Source organism: Bordetella petrii, assembly GCF_000067205.1.
GTDB classification, from domain to species: Bacteria; Pseudomonadota; Gammaproteobacteria; order Burkholderiales; family Burkholderiaceae_B; genus Bordetella_A; species Bordetella_A petrii.
Genome location: NC_010170.1, coordinates 861735 through 877446, shown reverse-complemented (window position 1 = coordinate 877446; position 15712 = coordinate 861735). Strand labels below are relative to the sequence as shown.

General features: G+C 67.4%; 17 protein-coding genes. 5 read left to right on the top strand and 12 right to left on the bottom strand.

What is annotated here, in order from left to right; translation table 11 throughout:
* Nucleotides 1-66: 66 nt before the first annotated feature.
* Together BPET_RS27520 and BPET_RS27265 are read right to left on the bottom strand one after the other, a co-directional pair.
* Complete coding sequence (locus tag BPET_RS27520; protein ID WP_407921179.1) at nt 67-357, bottom strand: 2'-5' RNA ligase family protein; 291 nt, start codon at nt 355-357, stop codon at nt 67-69.
* Nucleotides 312-512 carry a 2'-5' RNA ligase family protein gene (locus BPET_RS27265; protein WP_050978197.1) on the bottom strand — a complete coding sequence of 67 codons (201 nt, stop codon included), beginning with the start codon at nt 510-512 and terminating at the stop codon, nt 312-314. Before BPET_RS27265 ends, BPET_RS27520 begins: the two co-directional genes overlap by 46 nt.
* 138 nt (nt 513-650) lie before the next feature.
* Here BPET_RS27265 and BPET_RS27260 point away from each other — a divergent pair, with 138 nt between their 5' ends.
* Nucleotides 651-1115 (top strand): DUF1294 domain-containing protein, encoded by a 465-nt coding sequence (locus tag BPET_RS27260; RefSeq protein WP_012247805.1) that lies wholly within the window; start codon nt 651-653, stop codon nt 1113-1115.
* A 38-nt stretch (nt 1116-1153) separates the two neighbouring features.
* Here BPET_RS27260 and BPET_RS03995 read toward each other — a convergent pair whose 3' ends face one another.
* Genes BPET_RS03995 through BPET_RS03985 form a run of 3 tightly spaced genes read right to left on the bottom strand, consistent with a single transcriptional unit; the run spans nt 1154 to nt 2543 of the window.
* The gene (locus BPET_RS03995) at nt 1154-1438 is read right to left on the bottom strand and encodes a VOC family protein (RefSeq protein ID WP_041862689.1); all 285 of its coding nucleotides are present in this window, start codon (nt 1436-1438) and stop codon (nt 1154-1156) included.
* 10 nt (nt 1439-1448) lie between these two features.
* Nucleotides 1449-2090 carry an ABC transporter ATP-binding protein gene (locus BPET_RS03990; RefSeq protein ID WP_012247804.1) on the bottom strand — a complete coding sequence of 214 codons (642 nt, stop codon included), beginning with the start codon at nt 2088-2090 and terminating at the stop codon, nt 1449-1451.
* A gap of 6 nt (nt 2091-2096) precedes the next feature.
* A complete protein-coding gene (locus BPET_RS03985; protein WP_012247803.1) occupies nt 2097-2543 on the bottom strand; it encodes a DUF1801 domain-containing protein in 447 nt (148 codons plus the stop codon).
* A 105-nt stretch (nt 2544-2648) separates the two neighbouring features.
* On the opposite strand from BPET_RS03985, the gene BPET_RS03980 reads away from it, so the two are divergent.
* Complete coding sequence (locus BPET_RS03980; RefSeq protein ID WP_012247802.1) at nt 2649-3212, top strand: GNAT family N-acetyltransferase; 564 nt, start codon at nt 2649-2651, stop codon at nt 3210-3212.
* Here the strand turns inward: BPET_RS03980 and BPET_RS03975 are convergent.
* From BPET_RS03975 to gcvA, 7 genes are all read right to left on the bottom strand, one after another.
* On the bottom strand, nt 3151-4482 hold the full coding sequence (locus BPET_RS03975; protein ID WP_012247801.1) for a hemolysin family protein: 1332 nt from the start codon (nt 4480-4482) through the stop codon (nt 3151-3153). The two genes, BPET_RS03980 and BPET_RS03975, sit on opposite strands and share 62 nt — an antisense overlap.
* Nucleotides 4483-4659: 177 nt before the next feature.
* A protein-coding gene (locus tag BPET_RS25715; protein WP_085970199.1) for an IS3-like element ISBope1 family transposase occupies nt 4660-6002 on the bottom strand; the annotation gives its coding sequence in 2 pieces (ribosomal slippage) (nt 4660-5561 and nt 5561-6002; 1344 coding nt in all).
* 145 nt (nt 6003-6147) lie between these two features.
* Nucleotides 6148-7671 carry a fumarate hydratase gene (locus BPET_RS03960; RefSeq protein ID WP_012247800.1) on the bottom strand — a complete coding sequence of 508 codons (1524 nt, stop codon included), beginning with the start codon at nt 7669-7671 and terminating at the stop codon, nt 6148-6150.
* 104 nt (nt 7672-7775) lie between these two features.
* Complete coding sequence (locus tag BPET_RS03955) at nt 7776-8543, bottom strand: crotonase/enoyl-CoA hydratase family protein (RefSeq protein WP_012247799.1); 768 nt, start codon at nt 8541-8543, stop codon at nt 7776-7778.
* A gap of 704 nt (nt 8544-9247) precedes the next feature.
* On the bottom strand, nt 9248-10450 hold the full coding sequence (locus BPET_RS03950; protein ID WP_012247798.1) for an aminotransferase class V-fold PLP-dependent enzyme: 1203 nt from the start codon (nt 10448-10450) through the stop codon (nt 9248-9250).
* A gap of 8 nt (nt 10451-10458) precedes the next feature.
* Nucleotides 10459-10929, bottom strand: a complete 471-nt coding sequence (locus BPET_RS03945; protein ID WP_012247797.1) for a RidA family protein — start codon at nt 10927-10929, stop codon at nt 10459-10461.
* Nucleotides 10930-11026: 97 nt separating this feature from the next.
* Nucleotides 11027-11944 carry a transcriptional regulator GcvA gene (gene gcvA, locus BPET_RS03940; RefSeq protein ID WP_012247796.1) on the bottom strand — a complete coding sequence of 306 codons (918 nt, stop codon included), beginning with the start codon at nt 11942-11944 and terminating at the stop codon, nt 11027-11029.
* Between the two features lie 184 nt (nt 11945-12128).
* Here gcvA and glyQ point away from each other — a divergent pair, with 184 nt between their 5' ends.
* The 3 genes from glyQ to gmhB are packed head-to-tail and all read left to right on the top strand — an operon-like array spanning nt 12129 to nt 15709.
* Nucleotides 12129-13037: a glycine--tRNA ligase subunit alpha gene (gene glyQ, locus BPET_RS03935; protein WP_041863486.1), complete on the top strand. Its 909-nt coding sequence runs from the start codon at nt 12129-12131 to the stop codon at nt 13035-13037.
* Nucleotides 13038-15176: a glycine--tRNA ligase subunit beta gene (gene glyS / locus BPET_RS03930; protein WP_012247794.1), complete on the top strand. Its 2139-nt coding sequence runs from the start codon at nt 13038-13040 to the stop codon at nt 15174-15176. It abuts the gene before it with no gap.
* On the top strand, nt 15173-15709 hold the full coding sequence (gene gmhB, locus BPET_RS03925) for a D-glycero-beta-D-manno-heptose 1,7-bisphosphate 7-phosphatase (protein WP_012247793.1): 537 nt from the start codon (nt 15173-15175) through the stop codon (nt 15707-15709). Before glyS ends, gmhB begins: the two co-directional genes overlap by 4 nt.
* Nucleotides 15710-15712 lie beyond the last annotated feature (3 nt).

The window sequence follows — 15712 nt, the reverse complement described above, 5'->3', positions numbered from 1 at the left end:
TCACGCTTGATCGGGCGGGCCCAGGCCCGGAGACGATCGAAGAGGCGCATGGTGTAGGCTGGAGAATCAGGATGGGCGGGCCAACTCGAAAACGTGCATTTCGCGCCAGCGGCCGGACGAATTCTCGAATAGAGAAACCGTGTCGCACACGGCGCGGACGGCAGGGCCGCTGCGCAGCCGCGCCTGCAACTCTGCCGCGGCACGCCGCGCGTCTTCAACATTTCCGTGCGCCACCGTCAGGTGCGGAATAGTGCCGTCATGCTGCCCGGCATAAGGTGGAAAATCCGGAAACTCGCCGGCCACCGCTGCCGTCAACGCGACGGAACGGCCCGCAGCGCGACCTGCACGCGCTGCAATACTGCCTGTGTCACCTGATCCGGTGCCATGAAAGGAAACAGGATCGTGATGTGCGCGGGCACCCCAAGCTGCGACACCGCGTCGAACCGCGCACGCAAATCACCGACCATGGCCTCGGCCTGCGGCACTTTGACGATGAGCGCTGTGCTTGCCATTTTTCACCTCTGTGCGTGGCATGCGGATCGGCTACATTTCACAGGCGGCAGCCGCGGCAGGCCGCGCGCCGCGCGACGGCTCGTGCCGATTACCCATTATGGCAACCCCGCACCAAAGAATATCTCGCAAACCCACATATGGCACGGCATGTCGACCCGCAGGGAAAGCGCTCTCGAGACCCAGGCCCGCCAACCGGACAATCTCGGCGCGCCACGCGTAAACCCGCGCCCGCAAAAGGTCTCCTAGGCCTGCTTGCCGCCGCCCTGCTCCTGGGCGTGATCGCGGCGGCTGACCTGCTGGGCCGGCCGACATGGTGGATGGCGTGGGTTTACCCGGTAGCCAGCGCGCTGGCTTTCCTGGTGTACGCGATCGACAAATCCGCGGCGCGAGCCGCGGCCCGGCGCATTCCGGAGAACACCTTGCATCTGCTAGCGCTGGCCGGCGGCTGGCCCGGCGCTTGGGCAGCCCAGCGGATGCTGCGGCATAAATCGTCCAAGACCCGGTTCCTGGCCGTGTTCTGGTGCACCGCGCTGATCAATGTCGCGGCATTTGTGCTACTGGCCTTTCCCGAGGCGTGGCCGAACCTCAAGGCCTTGCTGTAGCAGGGACGGCGGTCCATCAATGGCAATGGCGAGCAGGTTCAGGCCGCGCGCATGCCGATTCTGGCCGAGAAACGCAGCAGATATCCATCCGGGTCCTGCACCAGGAACTGTCGCACACCCAGTGGGCCGGTTATCCAGTAATTGTCGCCGCGCACTTCTTCCAGCATGAACTGCGCGCCATCCAGGTCCAGGTATACAAAACCCTCGGCTTCGCGGCGGTATGCGATCTTGAAGCCGCACAGGTCCATCCAGAATGCCAGGCTGCGCGGCAAATCGGTGACCAACAGCTCGGGAACCATAGGCGCGCGATGTAGATCTTCCATAGGGCTGCTTTCAAGAGGAGCGGGCAATGGTACTTGCCTGCCCCAGGCTGGCAAGCTCCAGCGTCCGTGCCCCGCAAGCCCGCACCAACTCGGCGTCGTGGCTGGCGAACAGCACCACGCGATGCTTACCCCAGTGCCTGAACACGTCGGCCAGTACTTGGCGCGCCTGCGCATCCAGCCCATTGCTGGGCCCATCGGCGACCACGACAGCCGGATCCCCCAACGCCGCGGCTGTGAGATAAACCTTGCGGCGCGTGCCCGTGGACATCTGTTCGAAGCGCTTGTCCAGGTGCGGTTCCAGCCCCAGGCGGCGCGCGAGATCCAGGGTGCCGTCGTCCAGCGCGGCATTTTTTTGCGCCGCAACGTGCTCAAGCAGCTCGCGGCCCGTCTGCGCGGGTTCGGCGAGGCAGTTGTCCGGCACGTAGGCCAGGCGGGCCAAGGCCTGCGCGGGCGCATGAGCCAACGAGTGGCCGTCGATACGAACATCGCCGCCATCCGGCGCGAGCACGCCCGCGATGATGCCCAGCAAGCTGGACTTGCCGGTGCTGTCTTCTTCGCAGAGCGCCGTGCATCCCGGGGAAAAAGTGCGGGTCAGCCCCTGGAACACCAGATGGCCGCCATAGCGTTTGCTGAGATTTTCGATTTGCAGCATGGTCGTTCAACTCTCGGCGGCGGTCTTGCCGGCGCTTTTCCTGGCTCGGGCGGGGGGCTTGGACAGGTTCAGCGCCACGGCCGCGCGAATCAAGGCCTGCAAGGCGGCCTCATCGATGTCGTCGCCTTCGTGAAAGTCGATGGCCCGCCGGGTGCCGCCAGCCAGGCTGGCATTGAACAGGCCCGCCGGGTCTTCCAGCGCGGCGCCCTTGGGAAACGTCATTTTCACCGCGTTCTTGTAGGTTTCGCCGGTGCAGAGAATGCCGCCGCGCGACCATACCGGCACACGCCACTTCCATTCTTCGACCACGCCGGGATCGGCCTGCCTGATCAGCGTGCGCAGGCGCGCCAGCATGCGGCCCCGCCAATCGGGCAGTTCAGCGATACGGGCGTCGATCAGCGCGGAAGCCTCCTGGGCCTGTTCTTGTGGCGTGCTGCGCTTGGTGCCATGCATGATGATTTCCTGGTAATTGGCCGGCGCCGCGCGGCCGGCCTTGCCTTTTTACGCCAGCCGCGCGATGCTGCCTAGTCCGCCACCGTCTTCGCAACAGAGCTTCTCGTGCAGTCCGCTTTCACTCTTCGGCGCCTGGATACCAACGACGCCGCCCGCTACCGGCAACTGCGGCTCGAATCGCTGCGAGACTCCCCCACTGCCTATGGCAGCTCCTGGGAAGAAGAAAGCGCGCAGCCGCTGGAATGGTTCGCCCGCCGCCTGGAGCAAGGCTGGACACTGGGCGGCTGGCAGGGCGAGCGCCTGTGCGGCATTGCCACCGTCGTCGCGCACGAACTGGTCAAGATGCGGCACAAGGGCGTCATCGTGGGCGTGTATGTTCATCCTGATGCCCGTGGGCGGGGCTTGGGCCAGGCCCTGATACGCGGGCTGATCGCGCATGCCACCGGCCGGTTCGACAACCTGCTGCTGAGCGCCGAAGCCGCCAACATGGCGGCCTGCCGTTTATACCGGAAGCTGGGCTTCGTCGAGTACGGGCGCGAGCCGCGCGCCATGAAAATCGGCGGCCGCTTTTACGACGAAGTGCTGATGGCCCTGCAACTGCCGGCCGCTACTCCGGACGCGGGCCAACCGGCGCCGCCATCGGCGGGGCAGCCGACGCCGAACGCGTGACCAGCACCTGGTCGACCCGGTAGGTGTCGACGTCCAGCACCTCGAACTGGTAGCCGCCCAGCGCCACCACGTCGGTGCGGCGCGGCACGCGGCGCAGCGCATCCATCAGGAAGCCGGCCAAGGTTTCGTACTCTTCGCCGTCCAGGTGCTCTTCGATGCCGAGCACACGGCCCACGTCCTGGATAGGCGTGGCGCCGTCGATCAGCCACGAGTTGTCATCGCGCTGGATGATGAGCTCTTCGTCCCAGGGCGACACCAGCTCGCCCATCACGGTGCTCATCACGTCGTTGAGCGTGACCAGCCCCACGATCAGGCTGTACTCGTTGACGATCATGGCGAAATCTTCGCCCACCTGGCGGAACTGCTCCAGCACTTCGGCCAGGGTCAGGCGGTCGGGCACCACCAGCGCCTTGTGGATCAGCTTGCTGTCGGTCAGCGCGATGGGCTGGCCGTTCAGCAGCCGCTGGTACAGGTCGCGCGTATCCACGTACCCGATAACGTGGTCGATGTCGCCGCGGCACACGGGGTAGGTGGAAAACGGCTCTTCGGCGATGCGGGCCCGTATGATTTCTTCGGGGTCGTCTTGCAAGAACCAGGCGATGCGGTCGCGCGGCGTCATGGCGCTGGACACCGTGCGCGTATCCAGCTCGAAGATGTTCTCGATAATGCGCTGCTCGCCGCGCGCCAGGGCGCCCGACAGCGCGCCGGCCTCGGCCAGCGCCAGGATGTCATCCGACGTAACGCGCTCGTCGCGCCGCGTGGGCAGGCGCAACAAACGCATCAGCAGTCCGGCGGCGTGCGAATATATCCAGACCAGCGGCGAAAGCACGCGCACCAGCACGCGCATGGGGCCGACGACAGCCAGGGCGAAACGCTCGGGCTCGGCCATGCCGGCCTGCTTGGGAATGAGGTCGGTCAGGATGATGAACAGCGACGTGACCAGCACGAACGAGCCCAGAAAGCCCGCCGACGCCGCCATGTCGGGCGGCAGCCAGTTGGACAGAAAGCGCGTGAACCCCGGGCTGAACATGCCTTCGCCCACGATGCCGCCCAATATGCCCAGCGCGTTGACGCCGATTTGAATGGCCGTGAAGTAATGGCCCGGCTGCTGCTGCACGCGCAGGATTTCCTCGGCGCGCGCGTCGCCGTCGTCGGCAAGCTGCCGCAGCCGCAGGCGGCGCGAGGCGGCGATGGAGATCTCGGCAATGGCGAAAAACGCCACCGTGACCAGCAGCACCACCAATAACAACAGGCTCTGTCCGAAGGTCATCGGCGAAGGCGAACCCCGTGCGGCCCGCAAGAGCAAAAGACGTTACATATTCTACGCTGCCCGCCCCGGCCGAGCGCCGGGCGCGCAGGCAACGCCAGACGCCAGGCCGCCTCAGGCAGCGCCCGGGTGTCAGGCTCCGCAGTGAAGTGACCCCACAAAGTTGGACAGTTTTGGCCGTTATGTGGCCAGGAGCTGAGTCCGGTATTGCACCGGACTCAACCCGTTAAGTTTGAGCTTAATGCGGTGATGATTGTAGTAGTGGATATATCGGTCGATCCCGTCCTTGAGCTGTTCGATGGTCTGGAAGGTGTTCAGGTGGAAGAACTCGGCCTTCAGGGTGCCGAAGAAGCTCTCGATGGCGGCATTGTCCAGGCAATTTCCCTGTCGTGACATGCTCTGGGTGACCGCGTGCTGCGCCAGGAGCTCGCGGTAGGCGGGCATCTGGTATTGCCACCCCTGGTCCGAGTGCAGGATGGGCCGCTCGTACGGGCTGAGCCGGGCGCAGGCTTGCCTGAGCATGGCTGCGACCATGGCGAAGCTGGGGCGGCAGGCCATTTCGTAGGCGATGATCTCGCCATTGCACAGGTCCATCACCGGCGAGAGGTACAGCTTCTGGGTGCCGACCCTGAACTCGGTCACATCGGTGGCCCACTTCTGATTCGGGCGAGCAGCCCTGAACTGGCGTCGCAGCACGTTCGGGGCGAGCTGGCTCAGCGTGCCTCGGTAGGAGCGATACTTCTTGACCCGTACGCAAGACTTCAACCCCAACAGGCCCATCAGGCGCTGCACCGTCTTGTGGTTGACCGGCCAGCCTTGCTGGCGGATCGCCTCGGTGATGCGTCGATAGCCGTAGCGGCCGTGATGCTGGGCAAAAATTGCGCAGATCCGGGACTTCAATGACGCGAACTTGTCTTCGGCTTGCCCGGCCCGCCATTGGTAGTAGAAGGTGCTGCGTGACAGCCCCACCACCGACAACAAGCCCGCAAGAGGGAATTGCTGCCTTAGTTCAAGCACTATTTGCGCTTTTTCTGCTGCGCCGATTTCTGTTTGGCTTGAACCAAGGCATCGAGCTTTTTTAGGTACGCGTTCTCCATGCGCAGAAACTGCAGTTCCTTGAGCAGATCTTCGCGTGTACGCGTGGCATCGGGCGATGCCGGTTTCACGGGCGAGGTCATTGCGGGGGGCTGTCCTGTAGATAAAGCGGCTAGACCCTGTACATCATACTGGCGTGCCCAGCGGGCGATGATGTTGAAGTTGCGGATGTCGAACCGCGCTGCCGCCTGCCGATACGACAGGCCCTGCTGTTTCATCTGTTGCAGCACCGTCTGCTTGAACGAGGCGCTGTAGCGGCCGCGCTTGGCGCGCACGCCCGAGGCGCCATGCTCCCGGTAGGCCGCCGCCCAGCGTCGCAGCGCATGCGGGTTCACGCCGTGGCGTTGCGCCACGGCTTCCAGTCCCAAATCGCCCCGGCAATACTCCTCGACCGCTGCAAACTTGGTCTGTTCGCTGTACTTCACCATAAAAATACCCCCATAAGTTGGTATCCAACTTTTGGGGGTCACTTCACGCAGGTGCCTGACACCGCTGTGTACAGCAACCGCTTCGATCGCCAGGCGCGCGCCCCCCGTGGGAGCCGGGCGCCTGGCAAGCGAGAAATTACCGCCTTCAGGCCACGGCCACCGGGATCTTGCCGATGCGCGCCTGCCATTCTTTGGGGCCGGTGGTGTGCACCGAGGTGCCCTGCGAATCGACCGCCACGGTGACGGGCATGTCTTTCACGTCGAACTCGTAGATGGCTTCCATGCCCAGGTCTTCGAAGGCCAGCACGCGCGCCTGGCGAATGGCCTTGGACACCAGGTAGGCCGCGCCGCCGACGGCCATCAGGTAGGCCGACTTGTGGTTGCGGATGGCCTCGATGGCCACCGGGCCGCGCTCGGACTTGCCGATCATGGCGATCAGGCCGGTCTTGGCGAGCATCATGTCGGTGAACTTGTCCATGCGGGTGGCGGTGGTGGGGCCGGCCGGGCCGACCACTTCGTCGCGCACCGGATCGACCGGGCCCACGTAGTAGATGACGCGGTTGGTGAAGTCGACGGGCAGCGGCTCGCCCTTGGCCAGCATGTCCTGGATGCGCTTGTGCGCGGCATCGCGGCCGGTAAGCATCTTGCCCGACAGCAGCAGGGTCTGGCCGGGTTTCCAGCTGGCCACTTCTTCAGGGGTGAGCGTGTCCAGGTTGACCTGCTTCGACTTGTTGTAGTCGGGCGCCCAGTGCACTTCGGGCCATTCGGACAGCGACGGCGGATCGAGGCGGGCGGCGCCGGAGCCGTCGAGCACGAAGTGCGCGTGGCGCGTGGCCGCGCAGTTGGGGATCATGGCCACGGGCTTGGACGCCGCGTGCGTCGGGAAGGTGTTGATCTTGACGTCGAGCACGGTGGTCAGGCCGCCCAGGCCTTGCGCGCCGATGCCCAGCGCATTGACCTTTTCGTAGAGCTCGATGCGCAGCTCTTCGAGCTTGTTCTGCGGGCCGCGCGCCAGCAGCTCGTACATGTCGATGTCGTCCATCAGCGACTGCTTGGCCATCAGCATGGCCTTTTCGGCCGTGCCGCCCACGCCGATGCCCAGCATGCCCGGCGGGCACCAGCCCGCGCCCATGGTGGGCACGGTTTTCAGCACCCAGTCGACCAGCGAATCGCTGGGATTGAGCATGGCGAACTTCGACTTGTTTTCAGAACCGCCGCCCTTCGAGGCGATTTGCACGTCGACCTTGTCGCCGGGGACGAGCTCGACGTGCAGGATACAGGGGGTGTTGTCGCGGGTGTTCTTGCGGGCGAAGATCGGGTCGTCGAGCACCGAGGCGCGCAGCGGGTTGTCGGGGTTGGTGTAGCCGCGGCGCACGCCTTCGTCGCACAGCTCCTGCAGGGTGCGGCGGGTGTCGAAGCGCACGTCCATGCCGACCTTCAGGAAGACGTTGACGATGCCGGTGTCCTGGCACAGCGGGCGCTTGCCTTCGGCGCACATGCGCGAATTGGTGAGGATCTGCGCCATCGCGTCGCGCGCGGCCGGGCTTTCTTCGCGCTCGTAGGCGCGGGCCAGGTGGCGGATGTAGTCGACGGGATGGTAGTAGCTGATGAACTGGATGCCATCAGCAATAGACTGGATGAAGTCTTCTTCTTTGATGAGAACGGACATGGCAGTAAAGGCAGAAGCGGGAAAAGAGGAATGCGGGGAACGCGCGGCCGAATAGCCCAGCCGCGCGCGATCGACAACTTATTTTATGACCGTGGCGGAAAAGCCTACTTGCCCTGCCACACGGGTTTGCGCTTTTCGGCGAAGGCGGTCGCGCCTTCCTTGGCGTCGGCCGAGGTGAAAATGTGCGCGATCAGCGGGCGCTGGCGGTCGAACATGCCGTCCTGCTCCCAGTCGATGGCCTGGGCCACGATGCTCTTGGCGGTCTGCACCGCCAGCGGGCCGTTCTCGACGATGACGCGGGCGAGTTCCAGCGCGCCTTCCAGGGCCTTGCCCGGTTCGGTCAGGCGGTTGACCAGGCCGTAGCCATGGGCCCGCTCGGCATCGAGCATGTCGCCGGTAAGAATGATTTCCATGGCGATGTGGTACGGCAGGCGGCGCGGCAGGCGCAGCATGCCGCCCGAGCCAGCCACCAGCCCGCGCTTGACTTCGGGCAGGCCGAACTTGGCATTGCGGGCCGCCACGATCAGGTCGGCGGCCAGGGCCATTTCACAGCCCCCGGCCAGCGCGTAGCCTTCGACGGCGGCGATCAGGGGCTTGCGCGGCGGCCGCTCGTTCAGCCCGGCGAAGCCGCGGCCTTCGATCAGCGGGCGCTGGCGGCTTTGCGCGAAGGCCTTCAGGTCCATGCCCGACGAAAACGTGCCGCCCGCGCCCGTCAGGATGCCGATGCCGATGTCGTCGCGGCTGTCCAGCTGGTCCAGCGCGGCGGCCATGGCCTGGGCGGCTTCCAGGTTGATGGCGTTCTTGGCTTCGGGACGGTTGACGGTGATGATCTGAATACCGTCAACCACTTCCACTTTGATCAGGTCGGACATGCGGGTCTCCTGGGCGGGCGCACGGGCCCGCGGTTATCTATAAGACTGGGGGATACCGAATCATACGACCATCCGGGAATGCGGCGGGCCGAGGCCCACTTCGGTGTCCGACACCCTGCGGGAGTCGGACACCTGATCAGCGGCATCCATCAGGGGTCTAGCTCCCGCAGGGAGTCGGACACCTGACCAGTGGCATCCATCAGGGGTCTGGCTCCCGCAGGGTGCCTGACCCCGACGGGAAGTGACGCTGTTTGCCCACTTCGGTGTCCGACACCCTGCGGGAGTCGGACACCTGACCAGCGGCATCCATCAGGGGTCTGGCTCCCGCAGGGTGCCTGACCCCGACGGGAAGTGACGCTGTTTGCCCACTTCGGTGTCCGACACCCTGCGGGATTCGGACACCTGACCGGCGGCATCCATCAGGGGTCTGGCTCCCGCAGAGTGCCTGACCCCGACAGGAAGCGACGCTGTTTGCCCACTTCGGTGTCCGACACCCTGCGGGATTCGGACACCTGACCAGCGGCATCCATCAGGGGTCTGGCTCCCGCTGGGTGCCTGACCCCGACAGGAAGCGACGCTGTTTGCCCACTTCGGTGTCCGACACCCTGCGGGAGTCGGACACCTGACCAGTGGCATCCATCAGGGGGCTGGCTCCCGCAGGGTGTCGGACACCTGGCCGGGCCGTCCGCGCTGCTGCCGCCGGTTCAGCGCCGCGCCAGTTGCGCCACGGCGGCGACCAAGCGGTCGATTTCGGCGCCGGAAGTCAGGTAGCTGACCGAGGCCCGCGCCACGGAATCCAGGCCGCGCGCCTGCATGTCCAGCGGCGTGTAGGGCACGCCGTTGACGGTGATATTGATGCCCTGCCGCGCCAGCGCCTGGCGCACGTCGGCGGCGACGAGACCTTCTACGTTGAACGACACCAGGGCCGAGCAGGGCCCGCCCAGGTCGTGCAGCGTCACGCCCGGAATGCGGGCCAACCGCTCGCGCAGCGCGCCGGCAGTGGCGTCGATGCGGGCGCGGATCGCATCGATGCCCAGGTCCAGCGCTTCCTGCAAGGCGTTGGCCAGTCCGCAGACCAGGGCCACCGGCTGCTCGCTGGTTTCCAGGCACTGCGCGCCCGCGCACAGCACCGAGGCGCCGTCGGCGCCGATGGGAGCAGACGAGGTATCCACGAATGCCGGCGCCAGGCGCCCGGCGAAACCATCGCGCACATACAGCAGCGAGAGCCCGCGCGGCCCGCGCAGGTGCTTGCGCACGGGCGCCACCAGCACGTCGCACCCCACCGCGGCCACGTCGATGGGCAATTGCCCCAGCGCCTGCGCGGCATCCACGATGTAGGGAACGCCGTGGCGGCGCGCCACGGCGCCGATGGCGGCGGCCGGATTGATGAGACCGCCATTGGCGGGCAGCCAGGTCAGCGACACCAGCCTGACCCGTTCGTCCAGCATGACCTGCAGCGCCGCGGGGTCGACGCGGCCTTCGGCGTCGCACGGAATCGACTCGATGCGGGCGCCAGCCCGGCCGGCCACCTGCTGCATGGTGGCCAGGTTGCCGCCCCATTCGTGCCGGCCCACCAGAATGCGATCGCCCGGCTTCCATGGCCCCAGCGCGGCGAAAGCCCGACCCCAGGCGTCGGAGCATCCCGAGGCAAAGGCGATTTCGCCGGGCTGGGCGCCGATCAGCCTGGCCGCCCGCTGGCGCGCGGCCGCCAACGTATCTTCGGCGGCCCGTGCCGCTTCCATGGGACCCGCCGCCGCTTCCCGGTGCAGATGGTCGATCACCGCCTGCACCGTGGCGGCCGACGGCAGCGACGCGCCTGCATGATTGAAATGCACGACCTGCGCAACGCCGGGCGTGGCCTGGCGCAGGCGCTCGACATCGGCATCGGATAATGCGGCATGGGGCATGGACGCTCCTAGGGCTTGATCTGGATGATGGCCTCGACCTCGACCGCCACGCCGCGCGGCAGCGATGCCACGCCCACCGCGGTGCGTGCGTGGCGGCCGGCCTCGCCCAGCACTTCGACCATCAGGTCGGACGCGCCATCGGCCACGGCGCTCTGGCGCTGGAATTCCGGCGTGCAGGCCACGAACACGCCCAGGCGCACCACGCGCGCCACCCGCGCCAGGTCGTCGCCGACCGCATCGGCCAGATGGGCCAGCACACCCAGCGCGGCCTGGCGAGCGGCCTGGCGGCCTTCCTCTTCGCTCAGCGTGTCGCCCACCCGGCCCAGCCATGCGGGCTTGTCGCCCTGGCGCGGCACCTGGCCCGACACGAACAGCAGGTCGCCCACCTGCACCTTGGAAACGTAATTGGCCGCGGGGCCGCCGGCCGGTTCCAGGGGCAGGCCCAGGGCCTGGACGCGGGCAGTAATCGTGGAAGACATGAAACACACCTCTGCAAATACATGGACAAGGCCTGATGCTATCTGCCCCGCCGCCGTCTTGACCAATGAAAAATCGGGGCCGATGCATGAGCGGCATTCATGCGTTGGCCATATGCTCCCGGGCGGCCTGGGCCTGTATCCATTGGCAAAAGGCCGCCGCCGGCGCCGGCAGCGCCGAACGCGGCAGCACCAGCCACCAGCCGGTGTTTTCATCCTGGCAGTCTGCCTGCCCGGCCGGCGGCACCAGGGCGCCCGCGTCCAGCAGCGGCTGGATCAGGCGCAGCCTTCCCATCGCGATGCCCTGCCCCGCCAGGGCCGCCTCGATCACGATGTTGTAGTCGTGCAAATGCACTGTGCGGGCGCTGGACAAGTCCACCCGCTGCGCCTGCGACCACAGGTCCCATTCGAATGGCTGGCGCGAGTGCGAGACCAGCAGCGGATAGCGCAGGATCTCGCCGGGCGACTTGAACCGCCGCCTCCGCCCCAGCAGGGCGGGCGCGCACACTGGCGCCAGGCATTCAGGCATCAGCTTGACCAGGTGCACGCCCTGCCAATGGCCGCGGCCATAGCGTATGGCCAGGTCCACGTCGCCGGCCGCCACATCGGCCAGCCCGATATCGGGCACCAACTGCAGGCCGATGTCGGGATGGGCCTGGGTGAAGGCGGGTAGCCGCGGCACCAGCCAGCGCGCCGCGAACGAGGCCAGCAGGCCGATTTTCAGTTGCGGCGCCGCGGCGTGGGCCCCGCGCGCCTGCCGTGACGCCTGCGCCAGCAGGTCCAGGGCCGCGCGCACGTGCTGGTAGTACGCCTGGCCGCGCGGCGTGAAGGCGATGGCCCGGGTGCGGCGCACGAAAAGCGGGCCGCCCAGCGCGTGCTCCAGCTTGCGCACTTGATGGCTGATGGCGCCCTGCGTCACGAACAACTCTTCGGCGGCGCGGCTGAAGCTCAGGTGCCGCCCCACCGCCTCGAAGGCGCGCAGCGTCATCAACGGGGGCAGGTGGCGGAAGGGGTCCATGCGGGGCTGGCGGCCAAAGTAATCATCGTAGCGCAGCGGCTCGGCGGCGGCGCCGCGCAGGGTCTGGCCGCCCGGCCTGCCCCCGCCGCGCCCCGGGCCAGTTAAAATGGCCGGTTTCCCGCGCCAGGCGGCCGGACCCGCCCGCGCGGACTTCCCGCACGGCGTTCCGAATTCCAAGAATCCTATGCTCACTTTTCAGCAAATCATCCTTACGCTCCAGGACTACTGGGACAAGCAGGGCTGCGCCCTGCTGCAGCCATACGACATGGAAGTCGGCGCCGGCACCTCGCATACGGCCACCTTCCTGCGCGCCATCGGGCCCGAGCCCTGGCGCGCGGCCTACGTGCAGCCCTCGCGCCGGCCCAAAGACGGCCGCTACGGCGAAAACCCCAACCGCCTGCAGCACTATTACCAGTACCAGGTCGTGCTGAAGCCGGCGCCCCCCGAAATCCTCGACCTGTACATCGGTTCCCTCAAGGCGCTGGGCATCGATCCCACCCGGCACGACATCCGCTTCGTCGAAGACGACTGGGAAAACCCCACGCTGGGCGCGTGGGGCCTGGGCTGGGAAGTCTGGCTCAACGGCATGGAAGTCACCCAGTTCACCTACTTCCAGCAGGTGGGCGGGCTCGACTGCACGCCCACCACCGGCGAAATCACCTACGGCCTGGAACGCCTGGCCATGTACCTGCAGGGCGTGGAAAGCGTGTACGACCTGGTCTGGACCGAAGGCGCGCACGGCAACCGCGTGCTGTACCGCGACGTGTTCCACCAGAACGAAGTCGAACAGTCCACCTATAACTTCGAACACGCCTCGGCCGACATGCTTTTCGCGCACTTCAACGACTACGAAACCGAAGCCAAGCGCCTGATGGACGTGCCCCTGGCGCTGCCCGCCTACGAGGCCACGCTGAAAGCCGCCCACACCTTCAACCTGCTCGACGCGCGCGGCGCCATCAGCGTCACCGAGCGCGCCGCCTACATCGGCCGCATCCGCAACTTGTCGCGCGCCGTGGCGCAGGCCTACTACGATTCCCGTGAACGACTGGGCTTCCCCATGCTGACCGGACGCCGCGCCGGGGAGGCTGCCTGAATGACAACGAACACCCGCCCCCTGCTGGTCGAACTGCTGACCGAAGAACTTCCTCCCAAGGCCCTGCAAAAGCTGGGCCAGGCCTTCGCTGAAGGCGTGCGCGCCACGCTGCACAAGCATGGCCTGCTGGCCGATGGCTGCCAGGCCACCGCCTTCGCCACGCCGCGCCGCCTGGCGGTGCGCCTGTCGCAGGTGCGCGAGCAGGCTCCCGACCAGGACTACGCCGAGAAACTCATGCCCGTGAAAGTGGGCCTGGACGCCGACGGCAACGCCACGCCCGCCCTGCTGAAAAAGCTGGCCGCCAAGGGCTTGGAAGGCATCGCCCCCGCCAGCCTGGCGCGCGAATCCGACGGCAAGCAAGACTACCTGGTCGCGCGCGGCACCGCTCCGGGCGCCAAGCTGGCCGACGGGCTGCAAGAAGGCCTGCTCGCCGCCATCGACGGCCTGCCCATTCCCAAGGTCATGCGCTACCAGTTGGCCGACGGCGTCACCACCGTGAAATTCGTGCGCCCCGCGCATGGCCTGGTCGCCCTGCATGGCGCCGACGTGGTGTCGGTGTCGGCGCTGGGCCTGTCGGCCGGCCGCCGCACCCTGGGACACCGCTTCATGGCGGATGCGCCGGTCGACGTGGCCGACGCCGACGCCTATGAAACCGTGCTGGCCGAACAGGGCCGCGTGGTGGCCTCGTTCGAGGCGCGCCGCGCCGAAATCGACAGCCAGCTGCAGGCGCATGCCGCGCGCCTGGGCGCCACCCTGGGCACCGACCCCGAAGTGGCCGCACTGCTGGACGAAGTCACCGCCCTGGTCGAACACCCCACGGTGTACGTGGGCCAGTTCGACGAGCAGTTCCTGCAAGTGCCGCAGGAATGCCTGATTCTCACCATGCGGCTGAACCAGAAGTACTTCCCGCTGTTCGACCCGGCCTCCGGCAAGCTGACGCACCGCTTCCTGATCGTCAGCAACATGCACACCGACGACCCGGTCAACATCGTCGAAGGCAATCAGCGCGTGGTGCGCCCGCGCCTGGCCGACGCCCAGTTCTTCTTCGACACCGACCGCAAGACCCCGCTGGCCGCCCGCGTGCAGCAGCTGGGCAGCATCGTCTACCACAACAAGCTGGGCACCCAGCTCGAGCGCGTCGAACGCGTGCGCGCCATCGCGCGCGGCGTGGCCGGCCTGCTGGGCGGCGACGCCGCGGCCGCCGATCGCGCGGCCCTGCTGGCCAAGGCCGACCTGGGCACCAACATGGTGGGCGAATTCCCCGAGCTGCAAGGCATCATGGGCGCCTACTACGCGGCCGGCGACGGCGAGCCCGGCGACGTGGTGCGGGCGCTGCGCGAGCAATACCGCATCCGGCTCGACGCCCCGGTCACCGCCGACTCGCTGACCGCGGCCGTGCTGTTCATCGCCGAACGCGCCGAAACCCTGGTGGGCATCTGGGGCATCGGCTTGGCGCCCACCGGCGAGCGCGACCCGTTCGGCCTGCGCCGCGCCGCGCTGGGCCTGATCAGCGCCTTCGAGCAACTGGCTGCCGGCGGCCTGCTGGCTGCCAGCGCCAACGGCCCGCTGTCGCTCGACGGCCTGCTGGAACTGGCCGCGGGCACCTTCCCCGCAGGCAAGATCGCGACCGCCACCGTGCCCGAGGTGCGCGCCTTCATCTACGAACGCTATCGCAACCAACTGGCCGCCGAGTTCGACCGCAATGCCGTCGACGCCGTGATCGCGCTGGCCCCGCCGCTGCACCAGGCCGCCGCGCGCGTGCGGGCCGTGACGGCGTTCGGCCAACTGCCCGAAGCCGCCAGCCTGGCCGCCGCCAATAAGCGCATAGGCAACCTGCTCAAGAAGGCCGAAGGCGACATCGGCGCCGTCGATGCCAGCCGCCTGGCCGAACCCGCCGAACAGGCGCTGGCCGCCGCGGTCGCGGCGCTGCGCCCGCAGGCCGAGGCCCAGCTGCAGGCCGGCGACTTCGCCGGCAGCCTCAGCACGCTGGCCCAGGCGCGCGAGCCGGTCGATGCGTTCTTCGCCGACGTCATGGTCATGGCCGACGATCCGGCCGTGCGCGCCAACCGGCTGGCGCTGCTGGCGCAGTTGCACGGCATGATGAACCAGGTGGCCGATATTTCCAGGTTGGCACAGTGAAGCTCATCGTCCTCGACCGCGACGGCGTCATCAACCAGGACAGCGACGCCTTCGTCAAAAGCCCCGATGAATGGATCGCCCTGCCGGGCAGCCTGGCTGCCATCGCCCGGCTGTCGCAGGCCGGCTATACGGTGGTGGTGGCCAGCAACCAGTCGGGCGTGGCGCGCGGCCTGTTCGACATGGCCACGCTCAATGCCATTCATGCCAAGCTGCACCGCGAACTGGCCCAGGCCGGCGGCGCCGTCGACGCCATTTTCCTGTGCCCGCACGGCCCCGACGACGGCTGCGCCTGCCGCAAGCCGCTGCCGGGCATGTACCACGACATCGCCCGCCGCTACGACATCGATCTGGCCGGCGTGCCCGCCGTGGGTGACTCGCTGCGCGATCTGCAGGCGGCCGCCGCCGTCGGCTGCACGCCCTGGCTGGTGCTGACCGGCAACGGCGGCAAGACCCGCCAGGGCGAGCTGCCCCCCGGCACGCGCGTTGCCCGCGACCTGTCGGCCGTGGCCGACGCCCTGTTGCAGGAAGCCTGACCC

Excerpts from the sequence above, each read along its gene's own strand:
- BPET_RS27265 (WP_050978197.1), bottom strand. The coding sequence starts at position 512 with ATGGCAAGCACAGCGCTCATCGTCAAAGTGCCGCAGGCCGAGGCCATG.
- BPET_RS27260 (WP_012247805.1), top strand. The coding sequence starts at position 651 with ATGGCACGGCATGTCGACCCGCAGGGAAAGCGCTCTCGAGACCCAGGC.
- BPET_RS03995 (WP_041862689.1), bottom strand. The coding sequence starts at position 1,438 with ATGGAAGATCTACATCGCGCGCCTATGGTTCCCGAGCTGTTGGTCACC.
- BPET_RS03990 (WP_012247804.1), bottom strand. The coding sequence starts at position 2,090 with ATGCTGCAAATCGAAAATCTCAGCAAACGCTATGGCGGCCATCTGGTG.
- BPET_RS03985 (WP_012247803.1), bottom strand. The coding sequence starts at position 2,543 with ATGCATGGCACCAAGCGCAGCACGCCACAAGAACAGGCCCAGGAGGCT.
- BPET_RS03975 (WP_012247801.1), bottom strand. The coding sequence starts at position 4,482 with ATGACCTTCGGACAGAGCCTGTTGTTATTGGTGGTGCTGCTGGTCACG.
- BPET_RS03960 (WP_012247800.1), bottom strand. The coding sequence starts at position 7,671 with ATGTCCGTTCTCATCAAAGAAGAAGACTTCATCCAGTCTATTGCTGAT.
- BPET_RS03955 (WP_012247799.1), bottom strand. The coding sequence starts at position 8,543 with ATGTCCGACCTGATCAAAGTGGAAGTGGTTGACGGTATTCAGATCATC.
- BPET_RS03950 (WP_012247798.1), bottom strand. The coding sequence starts at position 10,450 with ATGCCCCATGCCGCATTATCCGATGCCGATGTCGAGCGCCTGCGCCAG.
- BPET_RS03945 (WP_012247797.1), bottom strand. The coding sequence starts at position 10,929 with ATGTCTTCCACGATTACTGCCCGCGTCCAGGCCCTGGGCCTGCCCCTG.
- gcvA (WP_012247796.1), bottom strand. The coding sequence starts at position 11,944 with ATGGACCCCTTCCGCCACCTGCCCCCGTTGATGACGCTGCGCGCCTTC.
- glyQ (WP_041863486.1), top strand. The coding sequence starts at position 12,129 with ATGCTCACTTTTCAGCAAATCATCCTTACGCTCCAGGACTACTGGGAC.
- glyS (WP_012247794.1), top strand. The coding sequence starts at position 13,038 with ATGACAACGAACACCCGCCCCCTGCTGGTCGAACTGCTGACCGAAGAA.